Raw genomic sequence first — 17,703 nt, 5'->3', positions numbered from 1 at the left:
TCGGCGTAACAGCCAAATACAGGCCACCGTCTGCCAGCTTATACAGTTATCAGCAAGCTTGGCATTCTTGATTTGTCAGGCGTTCAGGGAGCATTTTTGGGGTTTGTTCAAGTGTATTTTTGGTCCCTCAATATCCCCCCGATTTATGCTTTATTCAATTGGACTGCATTAGATGATTATTTAGACAAAAAACAGGATAACCACACCAGCCAATTATGCTATACGCCTTTATTTATAGTATATTAAAATAAGAATTCCCAAATCAACACTGAATATTTAGAGTCCAAAATGTCATACTCAATAGAACTACGAGAAAAAGCATACCAATACTATCAGGCATGCAAAAATGCCAGCGAAGTTTGCAAAGCATACCAAATTGACCCAAAAACATTTCGAAGTTGGAGAAAACGCTATGAGCAAACCGGTTCATTTGAACATCAAGTCAAAGGTGGCAATGCAACCAAAGTCAATAAAAACCTGCTCATAAAATATGTTAAAGAACACCCTGATGCATACCAGCATGAAATTGCAGCTCATTTTGGGTGTACGCCGGCTAATATTTGTTATTTGTTCAAAGTATTGGGTATTACGCGTAAAAAAAGACCACGAGCTACAAAGAACAAAAACCAGAACAGGTAGCCACTTATCAACAAGCATTAAATCAATATGCTGATTATCAAGTTGTTTTCCTTGATGAAACAGGATTTGATACTTTTTACTACCGTCCTTATGCCTATTCACCAAAAGGGCTTCCAGTTAAAGCGCAAATCAGTGGTAAACGATACCAGCGCACATCACTGGTTGCAGCTCAAATCAAAGACCAAAGTAATCTAATTGCACCCATGATTTATTCAGGCACGATGGATAGTCGTTTATTTGAAGCATGGTTTGAAGGCGTATTGCTGCCTGAATTAACTGAACAATCTGTTATTGTGATGGATAATGCTCGCTTTCATCGGATGTCTGTTTTAGCAGAGATTTCAGAAAAAGAGGGGCATAAAATCTTAGCTCTTGCACCTTATTCGCCAGAGCTTAATCCGATTGAAAAAGCATGGGCGAACATTAAAAAGCATCTACGAAAAGTGCTGCCTGAAATAGGCAATTTTATGGCTGCATTAATGAGTAGTTTTTATTTTAATTAACTATATCAGGGTTTCGACGATGGAATTAGGTGGCATTGGACGTAAAAAAACCGCCTGAATTTCAGACGGTTTTCTTTTGATGGTGCCGACATCGAGACTTGAACTCGAACGATCTAGGATCACTACCCCCTCAAGATAGCGTGTCTACCAATTCCACCATGTCGGCCGGTAACTTTTACTTTTTCATTTACTGCTGCGCAGATGAGGCGGGAACGGGTGCAGCAGGTATGGTGTTTGCATTATTTGGTACAGGTGCAGTTTGTGCCGGCCGGCTTTGCTGCACGGTGCTAAAGTCTAAACCGTGGCGCGTGGTGTTGGAATGGATATACACCATCGCCATGCAGGTGGCGAAAAATACGGTGGCTGCAATGGCGGTTGAACGGGTTAGAAAGTTGGCATTACCGCCTGAACCGAACACACCTTGCGCGCTACCACTGCCGGAACCGAAAGTCGCACCGGCATCCGCACCTTTGCCGTGTTGGAGCAATACCAACACAATCACGGCCAATGCGGAAATGATGTTCACAATCCAAATAACGGTTTTAAAGGCTTCCATAATTCCCTATGATGCTTGCGCGGCGTCGATGATGGCGGTAAACGAGTCATAAGACAAGGATGCGCCGCCGACTAATGCGCCGTCTACATGTGGCACGGCGAAAATGTCTGCTGCGTTTTCAGCTTTCACGCTTCCGCCGTAAAGAATTCGGATTTTAACATCGTTGCCACACAAAGACAAGATTTGTTTGTGGATAAACGCGTGCATTTCGGCGATTTGCTCGACGGTGGCGACTTTGCCGGTGCCGATCGCCCAAACCGGTTCGTATGCCACGGCGATGTTTTTGGTGTCTAAGCCTTGCAATACAGATAATTGGTGTGCAATCACTTCCTGCTCTTGGCCGGCTTCGCGCTCTTCCAAGCTTTCGCCGACACACAATAATGGAATCAGGCCGACGTTTAATACGTTTTCCATTTTGCGGCGTTGGATTTCGTTTTTCTCGCCGAAATACAGGCTGCGCTCGGAGTGGCCGATTAAGACGATGTCGGTACCGATGTCGGCCAACATTTCGGCGGACACTTCGCCGGTGTAGGCTCCGTTGTTCGGGAAACGGCTGACGTCTTGGGCGCAGGTTAAAATGCGGTTGTTCAACACAATCTGCATGGCGTTGTGCAGCTGCAACAGATACACGGTCGGCGCGGCCAAGCCGATTAATACGCGCTCGGCGGTCGGCATGATGCGGAAGCGGTGCATGAGTGCATTGTTGTTTTGCAGGCGGCCGTTCATTTTCCAGTTGCCGATGACCCATTTTTGATCCCACATACCGATTTCGTGTTGCATGTTGCTCTTGCTCCGTCAGATTAAATCACTGTGACGAAGTGTAGTTCATATCGACATGATTAGCAATATTTCCTGTGCGGACGGCCTTGTTTCCTGCCGACCTGCCAATTGGTCTATAATTCGGTTTTATATTTTTCAGACGGCCTTCCCGTATGCATTCTCTTCACCTTTCCCACACCGGCAAAACCGCGCGTTATCAAGAATTACTGCCGCAAATCGAGAGCGTCATCAGCGGTGAAACCAATCTGATTGCAAACTTGGCCAACACCGCCGCCATCTTAAAAGAAGCGTTCGGCTGGTTTTGGGTCGGCTTTTATTTGGTTGAACAAGAACACCAAGAATTGGTGTTGGCTCCATTCCAAGGCCCGCTGGCCTGCACGCGGATTCCTTATGGACGCGGTGTATGTGGTCAGGCATGGGCACGCGGCGAAACTATTGTGGTTGAAGACGTCAGCCGACACCCCGGCCACATCGCTTGCTCGTCCTTATCGCAATCGGAAATTGTGGTGCCGCTGTTTGATTCAGACGGCTGCTGCTATGGTGTGTTGGATGCGGATGACGACAAACTGGCGCAGTTTGATGAAACCGATGCACGCTATTTAAATGAATTGGCTGATATACTCAGCCGCCACGCAATAAAATAGGCCGTCTGAAATATGGCAAGGCGGCCGATTCGATTCTATAATAACGGTTCTTTCCCGATAACCCCAGACACGGAGCACAATCATGGACTTTGACAAAGCGCGTTTCAATATGGTCGAACAACAAATCCGCCCTTGGGACGTGTTGGATTTTAATGTGCTCGATGCCCTGATGGACATTCCGCGAGAACATTTCGTTGCCGATAACCAGCAAGGTTTGGCGTATTCCGATACCGAATTGCCGCTGCCCAACGGCCATAAAATGCTGGAGCCGAAAGTTGTGGCGCGGTTGGCGCAGGGTTTGAAATTAAGCAAACAAGACAAAGTATTGGAAATCGGCACCGGTTCGGGCTATGCCACCGCATTGTTAGCGGAATTGGCCGGCGAAGTGGTTTCAGACGATCTTGATCTTGAGCAGCAAAACCGTGCTAAAGCTGTGTTGGACGACTTGGGCTATCAAAATATTTATTACGCGCAAAACGACGGCTTGGCCGAACACACCGAAGGCGCACCCTTCGACGCGATTTACGTTGGCGGCGGCGTGCATGATGTGCCCGAAACCTTAAAAGCACAATTGAAAGACGGCGGCCGTATGGTTGTCGTGGTCGGCGACAAACCGGTGCAACGCGCCCTGCTCGTCACCCGCAACGGCAACCGATTCAGCCAAAGCGTGTTGTTCGACACCCTCATCTCCCACCTCAACGACAAAACCAACCGACCTTTCGGCAACTTTGATTTTTAAAGATTGCCGCCATATTAAACGCAAGAGACTGCCGGATGATTTGTTTCGGCCGCACTCAAAAGAAAGGCCGTCTGAAACATTTCCTTTCAGACGGCCTGTTTTACTTTTTATATTTATATAAAGACAAAGACCGAATAATGACGATTCCGCAACTTTCCGTGATTGAATTCAAAAAATGGCAAGATGAAGGCCGCGAATTTCATTTGCTTGATGTGCGTACCGATGACGAAGTCGAAATTTGCGCCCTGCCCAACGCCATTCATATCCCGATGAACCTGATCCCATTGCGCCACAACGAGTTGCCCGATGACGGTCTGCCGATTGTGGTGTATTGCCACCACGGCATCCGCAGCCTTCACACCGCGCTTTACTTGGCCGACATGGGCTTTGAGCCATTGTATAACCTGCAAGGCGGCATAGACGAATGGGCATTACAAGTAGATGCGAATATCGCTCGTTATTAAAAACCTAAAGCGCAAAAGGTTATTTTGTTTTGCCATTTCGCGAAACACACGATAAGATTAAACTCATAATTTTAAAGATAAAATTTTACCAAAATACCACAAAATAACTAAACCGGAATAACTAGAGCTTCATCATGCTGACCGATCCATTCGGCCGTACCGTCGACTACTTACGGATATCCGTGACCGACCGCTGCGACCTGCGCTGCACTTATTGCCTGCCCAAAGGCTTCAAAGGTTTTTCCATTCCCAAAGAATGGCTGACCATTGAAGAACTCGGCCGCGTGGCTTCTGCGTTCGCCCGCCTCGGCACCAAACGCTTCCGCCTGACCGGCGGCGAACCCCTGTTGCGCAAAGGTTTGGCCGATTTGGCCGCCGAAATCAACCGCCAACCCGGTGTCGAAGACATTTCGCTCACCACCAACGGCACCCGGCTCGACAAACACGCCTACGCCTTGCGCCAAGCCGGTGTGCGCCGCTTAAACATCAGCCTCGACAGCCTCCGCCGCGACTGCGTGACCAACATCACCGGCAGCGACTGTCTGCCGCAAGTGCTCGACGGCATCAAAGCCGCTAAAGAAGCCGGGTTCGAGCGCATCAAAATCAATATGGTGCCACTCAAAGGCATCAACGACATGGATTTGGACGAAATGGTCGCCTTCTGCATGGAACACGGCTTTATCCTGAATCTCATCGAAGCGATGCCGATGGGCACCACCGGCCAAGCCCACGCCAAAGTCAGCCTGCAACCGGTATTGGAAGAATTGCGCCAAAAGTTTGGTTTAAGCCCGTTTGAAGGCAAAATCGGCGGCGGCCCGGCGCGCTACTGGCAAAGCGAGAACAACGGCTTCACTCTTGGCCTGATTACCCCGATGAGCCAACACTTCTGCGCCACCTGCAACCGCGTGCGCCTGTCCGCCACCGGCAACATCCACCTCTGCCTCGGCCAAGAAGACAAAGCCCCATTGCGCGACCTGCTGCGCGATAACTGCAGCGATGCCGATCTTGACCAAGCCATCCGCGATGCGATTGCAATGAAGCCGGAAAAACACGAATTTGTGGAAAATCCGAAGAAGATTATTCGGGTGATGGCGTTGACCGGTGGTTAGGCACTTATTTTGTTTATCTATAAATAATAAAAGGCCGTCTGAACATTTATGTTTCAGACGGCCTTTTATTATTTATAGTGGCTTCACTTTAAAACAGTACGGCGTTGGTTCGCCTAGCCGTATCATCTATACTGTCTTTGGCTCACCGCATTGTCCTACTTTTAAAGTGAACCCACTATACTACTCAAAATCAATCAAACAAATCACCCAACTTATCTAAAAACGATTTCTTGCGCGGGGTTTGGCTGCGGTCGAGTCCGGTAGAAATGCTTTCAAATTCTTCCAGCAATTCTTTCTGGCGGTCGGTCAGGTTGACCGGTGTTTCCACCACCACATGGCAGTATAAATCGCCGGTGGCGCTGGAGCGCAAAGATTTGATGCCTTTGCCTTTGACGCGCATGCGGCGGCCGTTTTGGGTTTCATGCGGAATGTTGAGTTTGACTTTGCCGTCTAAAGTCGGTACTTCGACTTCGCCGCCGAGGGCGGCTACGGCAAAGCTGATCGGCAGTTCGCAGTGTAAATCCAAGCCGTTGCGCTCGAAGATTTTGTGTTCTTTAACCCTGACGTTGACGTACAAATCACCTGCCGGTGCGCCGTGCTGGCCCGGTTCGCCTTCGCCGCTCAAGCGGATGCGCTGGCCGTCGTCGATGCCGGCGGGAATATTGACTTCGACGGTTTTACTGGTTTTGATGCGGCCTTCGCCCCGGCATTTGATGCACGGGTCTTTGATTTCTTTGCCGGTGCCGTGACAGGTCGGACAGGTCTGCTGCATTTGGAAAATGGCTTGGCGGACGTGAACTGTGCCGCTGCCGCGGCAGGTGGAGCAGGTGGTGGCGGATGTGCCGGGTTTGGCACCGCTGCCGTGGCAGACATCGCATTCTTCGTAGGTCGGAATATTGATGCGTTTTTTAATGCCTTTGGCAGCTTCTTCAAGGGTGATTTCTACGCCGACCTGCAAATCTGCGCCTTGATAATTCGGCTGACGGCCGCCCCCTGCCGCTCCGCCGAACATTTGGCTGAAAATATCGCTGAAGTCAAAGCCTTGTGCACCGCCGAATCCGCCGCCAAAACCGCCCGCGCCGCCACCCATGCCTTGCTCGAAGGCGGCGTGGCCGTATTGGTCGTACATGGTGCGTTTTTCTTTGTCGGAAAGGGTGTCGTAGGCTTTTTGGATTTCTTTGAATTTTTCTTCCGCCGCTTTGTCGCCGGGGTTGCGGTCGGGATGGTATTTCATCGCCAGTTTGCGGTAGGCTTTTTTGATTTCGTCCTCGCCGGCGCTGCGGGCAACGCCGAGGGTTTCGTAATAGTCTTGGTTGCTCATATTCGTAGTGGAATAGTTTAGGTGTTAAAACTGGTGTGCAGATATGGGCAGTGACGGGAATCTCAAGGGGAAAAATAAAAGGCCGTCTGAAAAACAGGAATATATTTTTTCAGACGGCCTTTTTATTACATATTTCCTATGCAAACAGATTCCGCAAATTGCCGACAATTCGCCAGTAAACTGCTATAATCCCATGCTAATTTTTCACTTTTTTTCAGCGTAAAGCAGACGAATCATGCAAGAACAATACCAACCGTCCGCCATCGAACCGGCGGCGCAGCAAAAATGGGACGACGCCCGTATTTTCAACGTCTCCGAAGACGCTTCCAAACCGAAATATTACTGTTTGTCCATGTTCCCCTATCCCAGCGGCAAGCTGCATATGGGGCATGTGCGCAACTACACCATCGGCGATGTGTTGAGCCGTTTTAAATTGTTAAACGGTTTCAATGTGTTGCAGCCTATGGGTTGGGACGCTTTCGGTATGCCGGCGGAAAATGCGGCGATGAAAAACAACGTTGCGCCGGCGGCGTGGACGTATGACAACATCGAATATATGAAAACCCAGCTTAAAAGTTTGGGTTTCGCCATCGACTGGAATCGTGAAGTGGCGACCTGCAAGCCGGAATATTACCGTTGGGAACAGTGGCTGTTTACCAAACTGTTTGAAAAAGGCGTGGTGTACCGCAAAAACGGCACGGTAAACTGGGACCCTGTCGATCAAACCGTGTTGGCGAACGAGCAGGTGATTGACGGTCGGGGCTGGCGTTCGGGGGCGTTAATCGAAAAACGCGAAATCCCGATGTATTACTTCAAAATCACCGATTATGCCGAAGAATTGCTTAACGATTTGGACAAGCTGGAACACTGGCCGGAACAAGTCAAAACCATGCAGCGCAACTGGATCGGCAAATCACGCGGCATGACCGTGCGTTTTGCGGTTTCAGACGACAGCAAACAGGGTTTGGAAGGTGATGACGCACAATTCCTGCAAGTCTATACCACCCGCCCCGATACGCTGATGGGTGCGACTTATGTTGCCGTTGCCGCCGAACATCCGCTGGCAACCGCCGCATCCGCCGACAAACCCGAATTGCAGGCGTTTATCGCCGAGTGCAAAGCCGGTTCGGTTGCCGAAGCGGATATGGCGACGATGGAGAAAAAAGGCGTGCCGACCGGCCGCTTCGTGGTTAATCCGCTCAACGGCGACAAGCTGGAAGTGTGGATTGCCAACTATGTTTTGTGGGGTTACGGCGACGGCGCAGTGATGGCGGTTCCGGCGCATGACGAACGTGATTTCGAGTTTGCCGGAAAATACAATCTGCCGAAAAAACAAGTGATTGCCGTCGGCGACAACGCATTCGATGCAAACCAATGGCAAGAATGGTATGCCGACAAAGAAAACGGCGTGTTGGTCAACAGCGGCAAATTTGACGGCATGGATTTTCAGACGGCATTTGAAGCGATTGCCGCCGAACTGCAAAGCAGCGGTGCGGGCGAACCGAAAACCCAATACCGCCTGCGCGACTGGGGCATTTCCCGCCAACGCTACTGGGGTTGCCCGATTCCGATTATCCATTGCGACGATTGCGGCGACGTGCCGGTTCCCGAAAAAGATTTGCCGGTGGTACTGCCGGAAAACGTCGTGCCGGACGGCATGGGTTCGCCGTTGGCAAAAATGCCCGAATTTTACGAAACCCAATGCCCGTGCTGCGGCAAACCCGCCAAGCGGGAAACCGATACCATGGATACCTTTATGGAATCGAGCTGGTATTTCTTCCGCTATATGTCGCCCGAGTTTTCAGACGGCATGATCGAGCCTGCCGCCGCCGATTACTGGGGTTCGGTCGATCAATACATCGGCGGTATCGAACACGCCATTCTGCATTTGCTCTACGCCCGCTTCTTCACCAAACTGATGCGCGACGAAGGCTTGGTCAAAGTGGACGAACCGTTTGAACGCTTGCTCACGCAGGGCATGGTCGTCTGCGAAACCTATTACCGTGAAAACGAAAAAGGCGGCAAAGACTGGATTAACCCCGCCGATGTCGAAGTGCAGACCGACGAAAAAGGCAGACCCGTTTCCGCCACGCTGAAAGCCGACGGACTGCCCGTCGTCATCAGCGGTACGGAAAAAATGTCCAAATCCAAAAACAACGGCGTCGATCCGCAAGAGCTGATTAACGCTTACGGCGCAGACACCGCCCGCCTGTTCATGATGTTTGCCGCCCCGCCCGAGCAGTCCCTCGAATGGAGCGACAGCGGCGTAGAAGGCGCGCACCGCTTCCTGCGCCGCCTGTGGCGCACGGTTTACGAATACCTGAAACAGGGCGGAGCAGGCAAAGCGTTTGCCGGCAGCCAAGACGGTTTGAGCAAAGAACTCAAAGAATTGCGCCACAAACTGCACAGCACCATCGTCAAAGTCAGCGACGACTACGGCCGCCGCCAACAGTTCAACACCGCCATCGCCGCCGTGATGGAACTGCTGAACCAATACGACAAAACCGATACTTCGGGCGAAACCGGCAGAGCCGTTGCCCAAGAAGTGCTGGAAGCCGTAACCCGACTGCTGTGGCCGATTGCCCCGCACATCAGCGAAACCCTGTGGAGCGAATTGAACGGCACGAAACTGTGGGAAGCCGGCTGGCCGCAGGCAGATGAAGCCGCACTGGTGAAATCCGAAATCGAAATCATGGTGCAGGTAAACGGCAAACTGCGCGGCAAACTCACCCTTGCCGCCGATGCTTCCAAAGAAACCGTCGAAGCCGCCGCACTCGCCCACGAAGGCGCAGTGAAATTCATGGAAGGCAAAGCACCGAAAAAAATCATCGTTGTTCCGGGCCGTTTGGTGAACATCGTGGTGTAAACATTGTTGGAAAAAACCGAATCCGGCAAGGCCGTCTGAAAGATTTCAGACGGCCTTTTTGCTTTATATCCGCTATAATCAATCTTTTTTTCAGACGGCCTTTTTGCCCCGACTACCAACCATGAACATCACCCACATTCTCGCTCAAGAACTCTCCGCCACCGCCGCCCAAATTGCCGCCACCGTCGCCATGCTTGACGAAGGCGCGACCGTGCCGTTTATCGCGCGTTACCGCAAAGAAGCCACCGGCGGCTTGGACGACACGCAATTGCGCACGCTGGCCGAGCGTCTGCAATACCTGCGCGAACTCGAAGCGCGTAAAGAAAGCGTGTTAAAAAGCATTGAAGAACAAGGCAAACTTTCAGACGGCCTGCGCGAGCAAATCGAAGCCTGCGACAACAAAACCGCGCTGGAGGATTTATACCTGCCCTACAAACCCAAACGCCGCACCAAAGCGCAAATCGCCCGCGAGCAAGGTTTACAGCCGCTGGCCGATTTATTGCTGAACGAGCAGCCGCAAGACATGGAAGCTGCCGCCGCGCCGTTTGTCAAAGACGACATCGCCGACACCAAAGCCGCGCTCGACGGCGCACGCGCAATTTTGATGGAACAGTTCGCCGAAGATGCCGAACTCATCGGCCGCCTGCGTGAAAAATTGTGGAACGAAGCCGAAATCCACGCGCAAGTGATGGAAGGCAAAGAAAACGAAGGCGAAAAATTCAAAGATTATTTCGACCACCGCGAAGCCGTGCGCACCATGCCGAGCCACCGCGCACTGGCCGTTTTGCGCGGCCGCAACGAAGGCATGTTGTCCGTCGCGCTGAAATACCGGCCCGATGACACGCCGATTACCCAAGCTTCTGAATACGAAGACTTCATCGCCAAACATTTCCACGTTTCAGACGGCCACAAATGGCTGCGCGACACCGTGCGCCTAGCGTGGCGCGCAAAAATCTTCCTGTCGCTCGAATTGGAAGCCTTAGGCCGTCTGAAAGAAAACGCCGATACCGATGCGATTACCGTATTCGCCCGCAACCTCAAAGACTTGCTGCTCGCCGCCCCCGCCGGCCGTCTGACCACACTCGGTCTTGATCCCGGCTACCGCAACGGCGTGAAATGCGCGGTGGTGAGCGACACGGGCAAACTGCTGGACACCGTGATTGTGTATTTACACCAAGAAAACAATATGTCGGCAGCGCTTGCCGCTTTGATTAAAAAACACGGTGTGAAGCTGATTGCCATCGGCAACGGCACCGCCAGCCGCGAAACCGACAAGCTGGCGGGCGAATTGGTAAAAGCCATGCCGGAAATGGGTTTGCATAAAATCGTTGTGTCCGAAGCCGGTGCGTCCGTCTATTCCGCCAGCGAACTGGCCGCGCGCGAGTTCCCCGAATTGGACGTGAGTCTGCGCGGCGCCGTCTCCATCGCCCGCCGCCTGCAAGACCCGCTCGCCGAATTGGTGAAAATCGATCCGAAATCCATCGGCGTCGGCCAATATCAACATGACGTGAATCAAAGCCAACTGGCCAAATCGCTCGATGCCGTAGTGGAAGACTGCGTAAATGCCGTGGGCGTGGACGTGAACACCGCCTCCGCCCCGCTGCTCGCCCGCATTTCCGGCCTGAACCAAACGCTTGCGCAAAATATCGTTGCCTACCGCGACGAACACGGCGCGTTCGACACCAGAAAAAAACTCTTAAAAGTGCCGCGCTTGGGTGAAAAAACCTTCGAACAAGCCGCCGGATTTTTGCGCATTAACGGCGGCAAAGAGCCACTCGATGCCAGCTCCGTACACCCCGAAGCCTATCCGATTGTCGCCAAAATGCTCGATGATTTGCACATCAACGCTGGTGATTTAATCGGCAACCGCGAACAAATCAAACACATCAAACCCGCCGCATACACCACCGAACAATTCGGCCTGCCGACCGTGTTGGATATCCTCGCCGAACTCGAAAAACCCGGCCGCGACCCGCGCGGCGAGTTCCGGACGGCCTCATTTGCCGAAGGCGTGAACGAAATCAAGGACCTGCAAATCGGCATGATTTTGGAAGGCGTGGTCAGCAACGTTGCCAATTTCGGCGCATTCGTCGATATCGGCGTACACCAAGACGGCCTCGTCCACATCTCTGCACTCGCCGACAAATACGTCAGCGACCCGCGCGAAGTGGTAAAAGCCGGTGATGTGGTAAAAGTGAAAGTGTTGGAAGTGGACGAAAAGCGCAAACGCATTGCGCTCACCATGCGCTTGGATGATGAAGGCGGTGCAGCCGACACACGCAGCGGCAGGCCGTCTGAAAATCAATCCAGTAGCGGTAAAACACGTTCAAACAGCAATCAACGCAATCCGCGTGAAAAAGCAGTGGGCAATACCGCGATGGCGGATGCGTTTGCGAAGTTGAAGAAATAATATAAACATAGGGCTGGACATGACGTGTAAAAAATCCCGTTTTTTAGCATTGCTAAAATATAGAAAAAAACGGGATTTTTTACTCTATTCACCTTATCAACGGCTTAATCATGTATTCCATTCCTCACTCCCGCCTCAAACCGGCTTTGAAACCATGGCCGTCTTAAAAAAAGCTCCGGCATTGGCACAGCGCTATCTAGCCGAATTCAAAGGAATCTGCCGCTGTAGGAAATCGTCGGGTTGTTTACACTCTTTATGCAAAACGGCTTTTGTTTTTTGCCCGAACGATTGGTTTAGGATTTTCGGGCGTTATCAAGAATCATGCGGCTTTGCCGTGCCTTTCGGCATTCTTGGCAACGCTCGAAAATCCCAAATAGGCCTTCAGGCAAAAAAGAAAAAGTGCAAACAACACCAGGGGCTGTCGACATTCAAGTTTACCTTAATCGCAATACGGCAGCCGCAAGGTAAATATTGGCAGTAAAAGACTGGCCAGTTTTTTCTGCACGCATCGCAATCTTCTTGAATTCTTTGAGTTTGCAAAAAAAGTTCTCAATCAAATGTCGCCAGCAATACATCATCTTGTCGTGTTCCCGCTGCGATTTGCGGTTGTTACGCGGCGGAATAACCACCTTACTCCCCCTTTCGGTCAGCTCTTCGACCAGCCAGTCGGCATCAAAGGCTTTATCCGCCAACAAAGCATCAAATTCCTTATCTTTAATCAGCGGTTCTACGCCGCAAATGCCATTGCGCTGACCAGGCATCAGTTTGAAGTCAATCAGGTTCCCCAAAGCATCCGCCATAGCCAAAATCTTGGTCGTCATTCCGCCTTTGGATTGGCCGATGGCCTGGTTTCGAGTCCCCCTTTTGCACCCTGACCGTGGCGGTGAACTTTGACGATTGTGCCGTCAATCATGACATACTCCATATCGAGATCACGGTTCGGTTCTTCAAAAATATGACGAAAACGGTCGGCCAAAACCCATCTGCGGTAGCGTTTGTGGATACTTTTCCAATTGCCGAACTCTTCGGGCAGATCGCGCCAAGGACTGCCGGTACGGATAATCCATAGTATGGCTTCTATAAATAATCGGTTATCGACAGCGGTTGGGCCGGCATCGCCAACTTTTCCTTGGCATAAAGGCCCAATTATTGCCCACCGTGCTTCGGTAAGAATATATCTGGTCATGAGGATGGGATACACTGAAAATTTGAATGTCGACAGGCCTTAGGATTTTCTATACCAAAATGTAAATATGCAATTAAAATGAGCTTTGTTCTTTGACAAAATTTAACGACTCCCCTAATATCGTCAATTATCTTTGACAAACCCTTTTTTACATAGAGAGAAACTATTATGGAATGGGAATTTAACAGTTACTACACCCTGATTGCGGCAACGTTGGTGCTGCTTTTGGGTAAATTTTTGGTGAAAAAAGTCCGCATTCTGCGCGATTTCAACATCCCTGAGCCGGTTGCCGGCGGCTTGATTGCTGCTTTGGTATTGTTTGTTTTGCACCAAATGTACGGCGTCAGCTTCAAATTTGAAAAACCTTTGCAAGATGCCTTCATGCTGATTTTCTTTACTTCCATCGGCTTAAGTGCAGACTTCTCACGCTTAAAAGCCGGTGGTTTGCCATTGGTGATTTTTACTGCGGTGGTGGGCTTGTTCATCGTGGTACAAAACGCCGTGGGTGTAGGCTTAGCGACCGTATTGGGCTTGGATCCGCTGATTGGTTTGATGACCGGTTCGGTAACACTGACCGGTGGTCACGGTACCGCAGGTGCTTGGGGGCCAACCTTCGAGAAAGAATACGGCGTTATGGGGGCAACTACCTTAGGGATGGCAGCCGCTACGTTCGGTTTGGTATTCGGTGGTCTGATTGGCGGCCCGGTAGCACGCCGTCTGATTAACCGCCAAGGCCGCAAACCGGTTTCTGCCGAAGAAACCTCAACCGAAAACACCAACGACAACAACGATGACATCTTTGAAAAAGCGCACCGCCAACGCCTGATTACCGCAGACAATGCCGTGGAAACTTTGGCGATGTTCGCTGCATGTTTGGCTTTTGCCGAAATCATGGACAACTACGACAAACAATATTTGATTGATTTGCCGAAATTCGTATGGTGCTTGTTCTTTGGTGTAATTCTGCGTAACGTCTTGACCGGAGCATTCAAAGTCAACATGTTCGACCGCGCGATTGACGTATTCGGCAATGCTTCGCTGTCGCTCTTCTTGGCTATGGCACTGTTGAACCTGAAACTGTGGGAATTGACCGGTATGGCAGGCCCGGTGGCGATTATTTTGGCGGTTCAAGTGGTGGTGATGATTCTGTATGCGACCTTCGTGACTTATATGGTGATGGGGCACGACTACGACGCGGCTGTATTGTCTGCCGGCCACTGCGGCTTCGGCTTGGGTGCCACGCCGACTGCGGTTGCCAATATGCAATCGATTACCCAAACCTTCGGCTCATCACACAAAGCATTCCTGATTGTACCGATGGTCGGCGCATTCTTTGTCGATATCGTCAATGCGATTATTTTGTCGGGCTTCTTAAACTTCCTCAAATAATCAGTTAATGAACGAAAAAGCACTTGTAACATCTTACTTGTTACAAGTGCTTTTGTTATTATGCCGTCTGAAACATCAAAAATGCGTATTGCCGCTTTCATTTAACACGGCAATACCCGTTAAGGAGAATATTTATGTATCGCAAACTGCTGGCTCTAACGCTCGCCACCGGTTTATTGACTGCTTGCGGCGATGAATCGAACAAGCAGAATAACACCGCCGAATTGGCCTGTGCCGCCCCTGCCGTGGTGCAAAACATCCGCAACAATATCCAAGACATCATCAAGCAAGAAGCGCGTGCATTTGCCCGCAACGACAGCCGGCAATTTGTTGATGCCGATAAAATCATTGCCGCCGGTTCCCTACTCGATATCACCTTAGAAGATGCCCAAACCGTGCGCGAAGGCAATAAAACCTTGTGTAATGCAGGTTTACGTATCATCATCCCGACCGATATTGCCAACAGCGCCGCAACCAACAGCCCGTTGATTTACGGCAGCAGCAGCGTAGGCGAAATCATCGAACAAAAAATCATGGGCAGCAACCTGAGCTACTCCGGCAACAGCTTCACCACCACCATCCGCTACACACCAAGCGAAGCCGACGGCGTGAGTCTGGAAGACAATGTCGTGAACTTCGCTGCACAGACCTTATCCGCCGCCCTACTGCCATATGGCGTAAAAAGCATTGTCATGATTGACGGCCAAGCGGTAAGCAAAGAAGAAGCCATCCGCCTAAGCACAACTCAAGTTTTCGACGAACCGCCAGAAGCCGACCCGGACGATATTTTGGAAAATAATGCCGCCAGCCAATCAGACGGCGTCCCGCAAGACTTAATCGGCATGGATTCGCACACCGAAATCATCAGCCCGAATGCGGATTCATCTTCTCAAAATCCATCGTTCTCCATCAATGACTTAGAAACCGCACGTGCGCAAAACCGCCAAGCCGAAGCCGAAATCAACGGTGTATGGAACAGCATGGAGCGTGGCGTACAACAAGGTATTTTGGGTGAGCAACGCAGCTGGATTCAAAGCAAATCACAAAATTGCCTGCAAGCCGCTGCACCTGCCGATAATCCGGCGCAAGCCGAATATCTGCAACTGCAATGCGACACCCGCATGACCCGCGAGCGCACCCAATACCTGCGTGGTTTTACCATTAACTAAGCCCTAAAATCAAAGCAGGACTTCCCTTTCGGAAACCCTGTTTTTTTAATTTACTCAACAAGTTTGGAGGCCGTCTGAAATATTCAGACGGCCTCCAAACCAAATAACATCATACCGAAGCATTATAATATTGATAAGCTTTATCCATGTTATCAAATTGCTATAGTCAATCCCCAAAATATAAATTACAATCTCCCCCATGACCTATTCAACAGACTTTCGCCAACTCGCCTTAGCCAAACTCGCCCAAGGCCTCTCCATCCGTCAAGTAGCCAAAGAGCTCGGCATCGGCAGCGATACCGTGTTCAAATGGAAAAAGAATCCCACTCCCAAAGGCTATCCCAAAGACAGAAAACCCCTCAAAATTACCAAAGAAGCACTGCTTAGAGACGTCGAACAATACCCCGATGCCTATTGCTACGAACGGGCACAACGGCTCAACTGTTCGACCAACGGCATCCACCAGGCATTGAAAAGATACGGAATCAGCCGAAAAAAAGACCAATAAACACCCCAAAGCAGATGTTCAGCTCAGAAAACGCTTTATCAGACTCAGACACCGTTTCCAACTGAAAGAACGTCCGATTGTTTGGCTGGACGAAAGCGGATTCAGAGCTTCCGTCCACCGTCCTTACGGTTATGCCCCAAAAGGCAGACGGTGTATTGATACCCATGACCAGCAGGGACGTAATCAGACTAATGCCATCGGTGCGCTGTATGATAATCAACTGTTTGCGGTCGGTTTGTTTGACTGTTCCATCAACAGCAGGATATTCGACACTTGGGTAGAACGGTTACTGATCCCGCAACTGCCGCCCGAGAATGTGGTGGTGATGGACAATGCTGCGTTTCATAAGGGTAAGGCAGAAGCCTTGCTGAAGGAAAAGGGGCATACCGTCCTATGGATGCCGCCTTACAGTCCCGACTTGAATCCAATCGAAAAGAAATGGGCTTGGTTAAAGGCGAGACGGAGAAAACTTGGGGTGGTGTCTGTGGATGAGTTGTTTAGGAGTGTTATTTAAATTCATGAGATTGACTATATATAGTTAATTAAAATAAAAACTACTCATTAATGCGGCCATAAAATTGCCCATTTCAGGCAGCACTTTTCGTAGATGCTTTTTAATGTTCGCCCATGCTTTTTCAATCGGATTAAGCTCTGGCGAATAAGGTGCAAGAGCTAAGATTTTATGCCCCTCTTTTTCTGAAATCTCTGCTAAAACAGACATCCGATGAAAGCGAGCATTATCCATCACAATAACAGATTGTTCAGTTAATTCAGGCAGCAATACGCCTTCAAACCATGCTTCAAATAAACGACTATCCATCGTGCCTGAATAAATCATGGGTGCAATTAGATTACTTTGGTCTTTGATTTGAGCTGCAACCAGTGATGTGCGCTGGTATCGTTTACCACTGATTTGCGCTTTAACTGGAAGCCCTTTTGGTGAATAGGCATAAGGACGGTAGTAAAAAGTATCAAATCCTGTTTCATCAAGGAAAACAACTTGATAATCAGCATATTGATTTAATGCTTGTTGATAAGTGGCTACCTGTTCTGGTTTTTGTTCTTTGTAGCTCGTGGTCTTTTTTTACGCGTAATACCCAATACTTTGAACAAATAACAAATATTAGCCGGCGTACACCCAAAATGAGCTGCAATTTCATGCTGGTATGCATCAGGGTGTTCTTTAACATATTTTATGAGCAGGTTTTTATTGACTTTGGTTGCATTGCCACCTTTGACTTGATGTTCAAATGAACCAGTTTGCTCATAGCGTTTTCTCCAACTTCGAAATGTTTTTGGGTCAATTTGGTATGCTTTGCAAACTTCGCTGGCATTTTTGCATGCCTGATAGTATTGGTATGCTTTTTCTCGTAGTTCTATTGAGTATGACATTTTGGACTCTAAATATTCAGTGTTGACT

Annotated in this window: 14 protein-coding genes, 1 tRNA gene and 2 pseudogenes; 11 read left to right on the top strand and 6 right to left on the bottom strand. The window is 50.0% G+C overall.

From position 1 onward, the window contains the following. Window positions 1–288 precede the first annotated feature (288 nt). Window positions 289–1,142, top strand: a pseudogene (locus H4O27_RS13240) (IS630 family transposase). 80 nt (window positions 1,143–1,222) lie between these two features. On the opposite strand, the gene H4O27_RS12525 reads toward H4O27_RS13240, so the two are convergent. From H4O27_RS12525 to tpiA, 3 genes are all read right to left on the bottom strand, one after another. Next, a tRNA-Leu gene (locus H4O27_RS12525) sits at window positions 1,223–1,308 on the bottom strand. A gap of 21 nt (window positions 1,309–1,329) precedes the next feature. Next, the gene (secG, locus tag H4O27_RS12520) at window positions 1,330–1,698 is read right to left on the bottom strand and encodes a preprotein translocase subunit SecG (RefSeq protein WP_165011028.1); all 369 of its coding nucleotides are present in this window, start codon (window positions 1,696–1,698) and stop codon (window positions 1,330–1,332) included. A gap of 6 nt (window positions 1,699–1,704) precedes the next feature. Then, on the bottom strand, window positions 1,705–2,478 hold the full coding sequence (gene tpiA, locus H4O27_RS12515; protein WP_165011026.1) for a triose-phosphate isomerase: 774 nt from the start codon (window positions 2,476–2,478) through the stop codon (window positions 1,705–1,707). A gap of 152 nt (window positions 2,479–2,630) precedes the next feature. Between tpiA and msrC the strand changes: the two genes are divergently transcribed. From msrC to moaA, 4 genes are all read left to right on the top strand, one after another. After that, window positions 2,631–3,122 (top strand): free L-methionine (R)-S-oxide reductase MsrC, encoded by a 492-nt coding sequence (gene msrC / locus H4O27_RS12510; RefSeq protein WP_165011024.1) that lies wholly within the window; start codon window positions 2,631–2,633, stop codon window positions 3,120–3,122. 82 nt (window positions 3,123–3,204) lie between these two features. Further along, window positions 3,205–3,861: a protein-L-isoaspartate O-methyltransferase family protein gene (locus H4O27_RS12505; protein ID WP_165011022.1), complete on the top strand. Its 657-nt coding sequence runs from the start codon at window positions 3,205–3,207 to the stop codon at window positions 3,859–3,861. A gap of 137 nt (window positions 3,862–3,998) precedes the next feature. Beyond that, window positions 3,999–4,325, top strand: a complete 327-nt coding sequence (locus H4O27_RS12500) for a rhodanese-like domain-containing protein (protein ID WP_165011020.1) — start codon at window positions 3,999–4,001, stop codon at window positions 4,323–4,325. Window positions 4,326–4,459: 134 nt separating this feature from the next. Beyond that, window positions 4,460–5,434, top strand: a complete 975-nt coding sequence (gene moaA / locus H4O27_RS12495; RefSeq protein WP_165011018.1) for a GTP 3',8-cyclase MoaA — start codon at window positions 4,460–4,462, stop codon at window positions 5,432–5,434. Between the two features lie 190 nt (window positions 5,435–5,624). On the opposite strand, the gene dnaJ is transcribed toward moaA, so the two are convergent. Continuing rightward, window positions 5,625–6,755, bottom strand: a complete 1,131-nt coding sequence (gene dnaJ / locus H4O27_RS12490; RefSeq protein ID WP_165011016.1) for a molecular chaperone DnaJ — start codon at window positions 6,753–6,755, stop codon at window positions 5,625–5,627. Window positions 6,756–6,990: 235 nt separating this feature from the next. Here dnaJ and leuS point away from each other — a divergent pair, with 235 nt between their 5' ends. Both leuS and H4O27_RS12480 read left to right on the top strand, forming a co-directional pair. Continuing rightward, on the top strand, window positions 6,991–9,621 hold the full coding sequence (gene leuS, locus H4O27_RS12485; RefSeq protein ID WP_165011014.1) for a leucine--tRNA ligase: 2,631 nt from the start codon (window positions 6,991–6,993) through the stop codon (window positions 9,619–9,621). A 121-nt stretch (window positions 9,622–9,742) separates the two neighbouring features. Beyond that, complete coding sequence (locus H4O27_RS12480) at window positions 9,743–12,031, top strand: Tex family protein (protein ID WP_165011012.1); 2,289 nt, start codon at window positions 9,743–9,745, stop codon at window positions 12,029–12,031. Window positions 12,032–12,465: 434 nt separating this feature from the next. Here H4O27_RS12480 and H4O27_RS12475 read toward each other — a convergent pair. Next, window positions 12,466–13,217, bottom strand: a protein-coding gene (locus H4O27_RS12475) for an IS5 family transposase (protein WP_371870279.1) whose coding sequence is annotated in 2 segments (ribosomal slippage) — window positions 12,466–12,881 and window positions 12,881–13,217 — 753 coding nt in all. Because the reading frame shifts where the segments join, the coding sequence is not laid out codon by codon here. A gap of 168 nt (window positions 13,218–13,385) precedes the next feature. Between H4O27_RS12475 and gltS the strand changes: the two genes are divergently transcribed. From gltS to H4O27_RS12455, 4 genes are all read left to right on the top strand, one after another. Then, window positions 13,386–14,606 carry a sodium/glutamate symporter gene (gene gltS, locus H4O27_RS12470; RefSeq protein WP_165011112.1) on the top strand — a complete coding sequence of 407 codons (1,221 nt, stop codon included), beginning with the start codon at window positions 13,386–13,388 and terminating at the stop codon, window positions 14,604–14,606. A 134-nt stretch (window positions 14,607–14,740) separates the two neighbouring features. Further along, on the top strand, window positions 14,741–15,775 hold the full coding sequence (locus tag H4O27_RS12465; protein ID WP_165011110.1) for a lysozyme inhibitor LprI family protein: 1,035 nt from the start codon (window positions 14,741–14,743) through the stop codon (window positions 15,773–15,775). A 199-nt stretch (window positions 15,776–15,974) separates the two neighbouring features. Then, a complete protein-coding gene (locus tag H4O27_RS12460) occupies window positions 15,975–16,283 on the top strand; it encodes an IS630 transposase-related protein (RefSeq protein WP_165011108.1) in 309 nt (102 codons plus the stop codon). Between the two features lie 37 nt (window positions 16,284–16,320). Next, the gene (locus H4O27_RS12455) at window positions 16,321–16,797 is read left to right on the top strand and encodes an IS630 family transposase (protein WP_226883549.1); all 477 of its coding nucleotides are present in this window, start codon (window positions 16,321–16,323) and stop codon (window positions 16,795–16,797) included. A 24-nt stretch (window positions 16,798–16,821) separates the two neighbouring features. On the opposite strand, the pseudogene H4O27_RS13235 reads toward H4O27_RS12455, so the two are convergent. Next, a pseudogene (locus H4O27_RS13235) lies at window positions 16,822–17,675 on the bottom strand (IS630 family transposase). Between the last annotated feature and the right edge of the window lie 28 nt (window positions 17,676–17,703).

Origin of the sequence: Neisseria yangbaofengii (assembly GCF_014898075.1) — a bacterium.
GTDB lineage: Bacteria > Pseudomonadota > Gammaproteobacteria > Burkholderiales > Neisseriaceae > Neisseria > Neisseria yangbaofengii.
This window is presented reverse-complemented; position numbering and strand designations above follow the sequence as displayed.

Coding starts and splice junctions, on each gene's coding strand:
- H4O27_RS12480 (WP_165011012.1), top strand. CDS start 9,743: ATGAACATCACCCACATTCTCGCTCAAGAACTCTCCGCCACCGCCGCC.
- H4O27_RS12500 (WP_165011020.1), top strand. CDS start 3,999: ATGACGATTCCGCAACTTTCCGTGATTGAATTCAAAAAATGGCAAGAT.
- tpiA (WP_165011026.1), bottom strand. CDS start 2,478: ATGCAACACGAAATCGGTATGTGGGATCAAAAATGGGTCATCGGCAAC.
- H4O27_RS12505 (WP_165011022.1), top strand. CDS start 3,205: ATGGACTTTGACAAAGCGCGTTTCAATATGGTCGAACAACAAATCCGC.
- gltS (WP_165011112.1), top strand. CDS start 13,386: ATGGAATGGGAATTTAACAGTTACTACACCCTGATTGCGGCAACGTTG.
- H4O27_RS12460 (WP_165011108.1), top strand. CDS start 15,975: ATGACCTATTCAACAGACTTTCGCCAACTCGCCTTAGCCAAACTCGCC.
- msrC (WP_165011024.1), top strand. CDS start 2,631: ATGCATTCTCTTCACCTTTCCCACACCGGCAAAACCGCGCGTTATCAA.
- leuS (WP_165011014.1), top strand. CDS start 6,991: ATGCAAGAACAATACCAACCGTCCGCCATCGAACCGGCGGCGCAGCAA.
- secG (WP_165011028.1), bottom strand. CDS start 1,698: ATGGAAGCCTTTAAAACCGTTATTTGGATTGTGAACATCATTTCCGCA.
- H4O27_RS12465 (WP_165011110.1), top strand. CDS start 14,741: ATGTATCGCAAACTGCTGGCTCTAACGCTCGCCACCGGTTTATTGACT.
- moaA (WP_165011018.1), top strand. CDS start 4,460: ATGCTGACCGATCCATTCGGCCGTACCGTCGACTACTTACGGATATCC.
- dnaJ (WP_165011016.1), bottom strand. CDS start 6,755: ATGAGCAACCAAGACTATTACGAAACCCTCGGCGTTGCCCGCAGCGCC.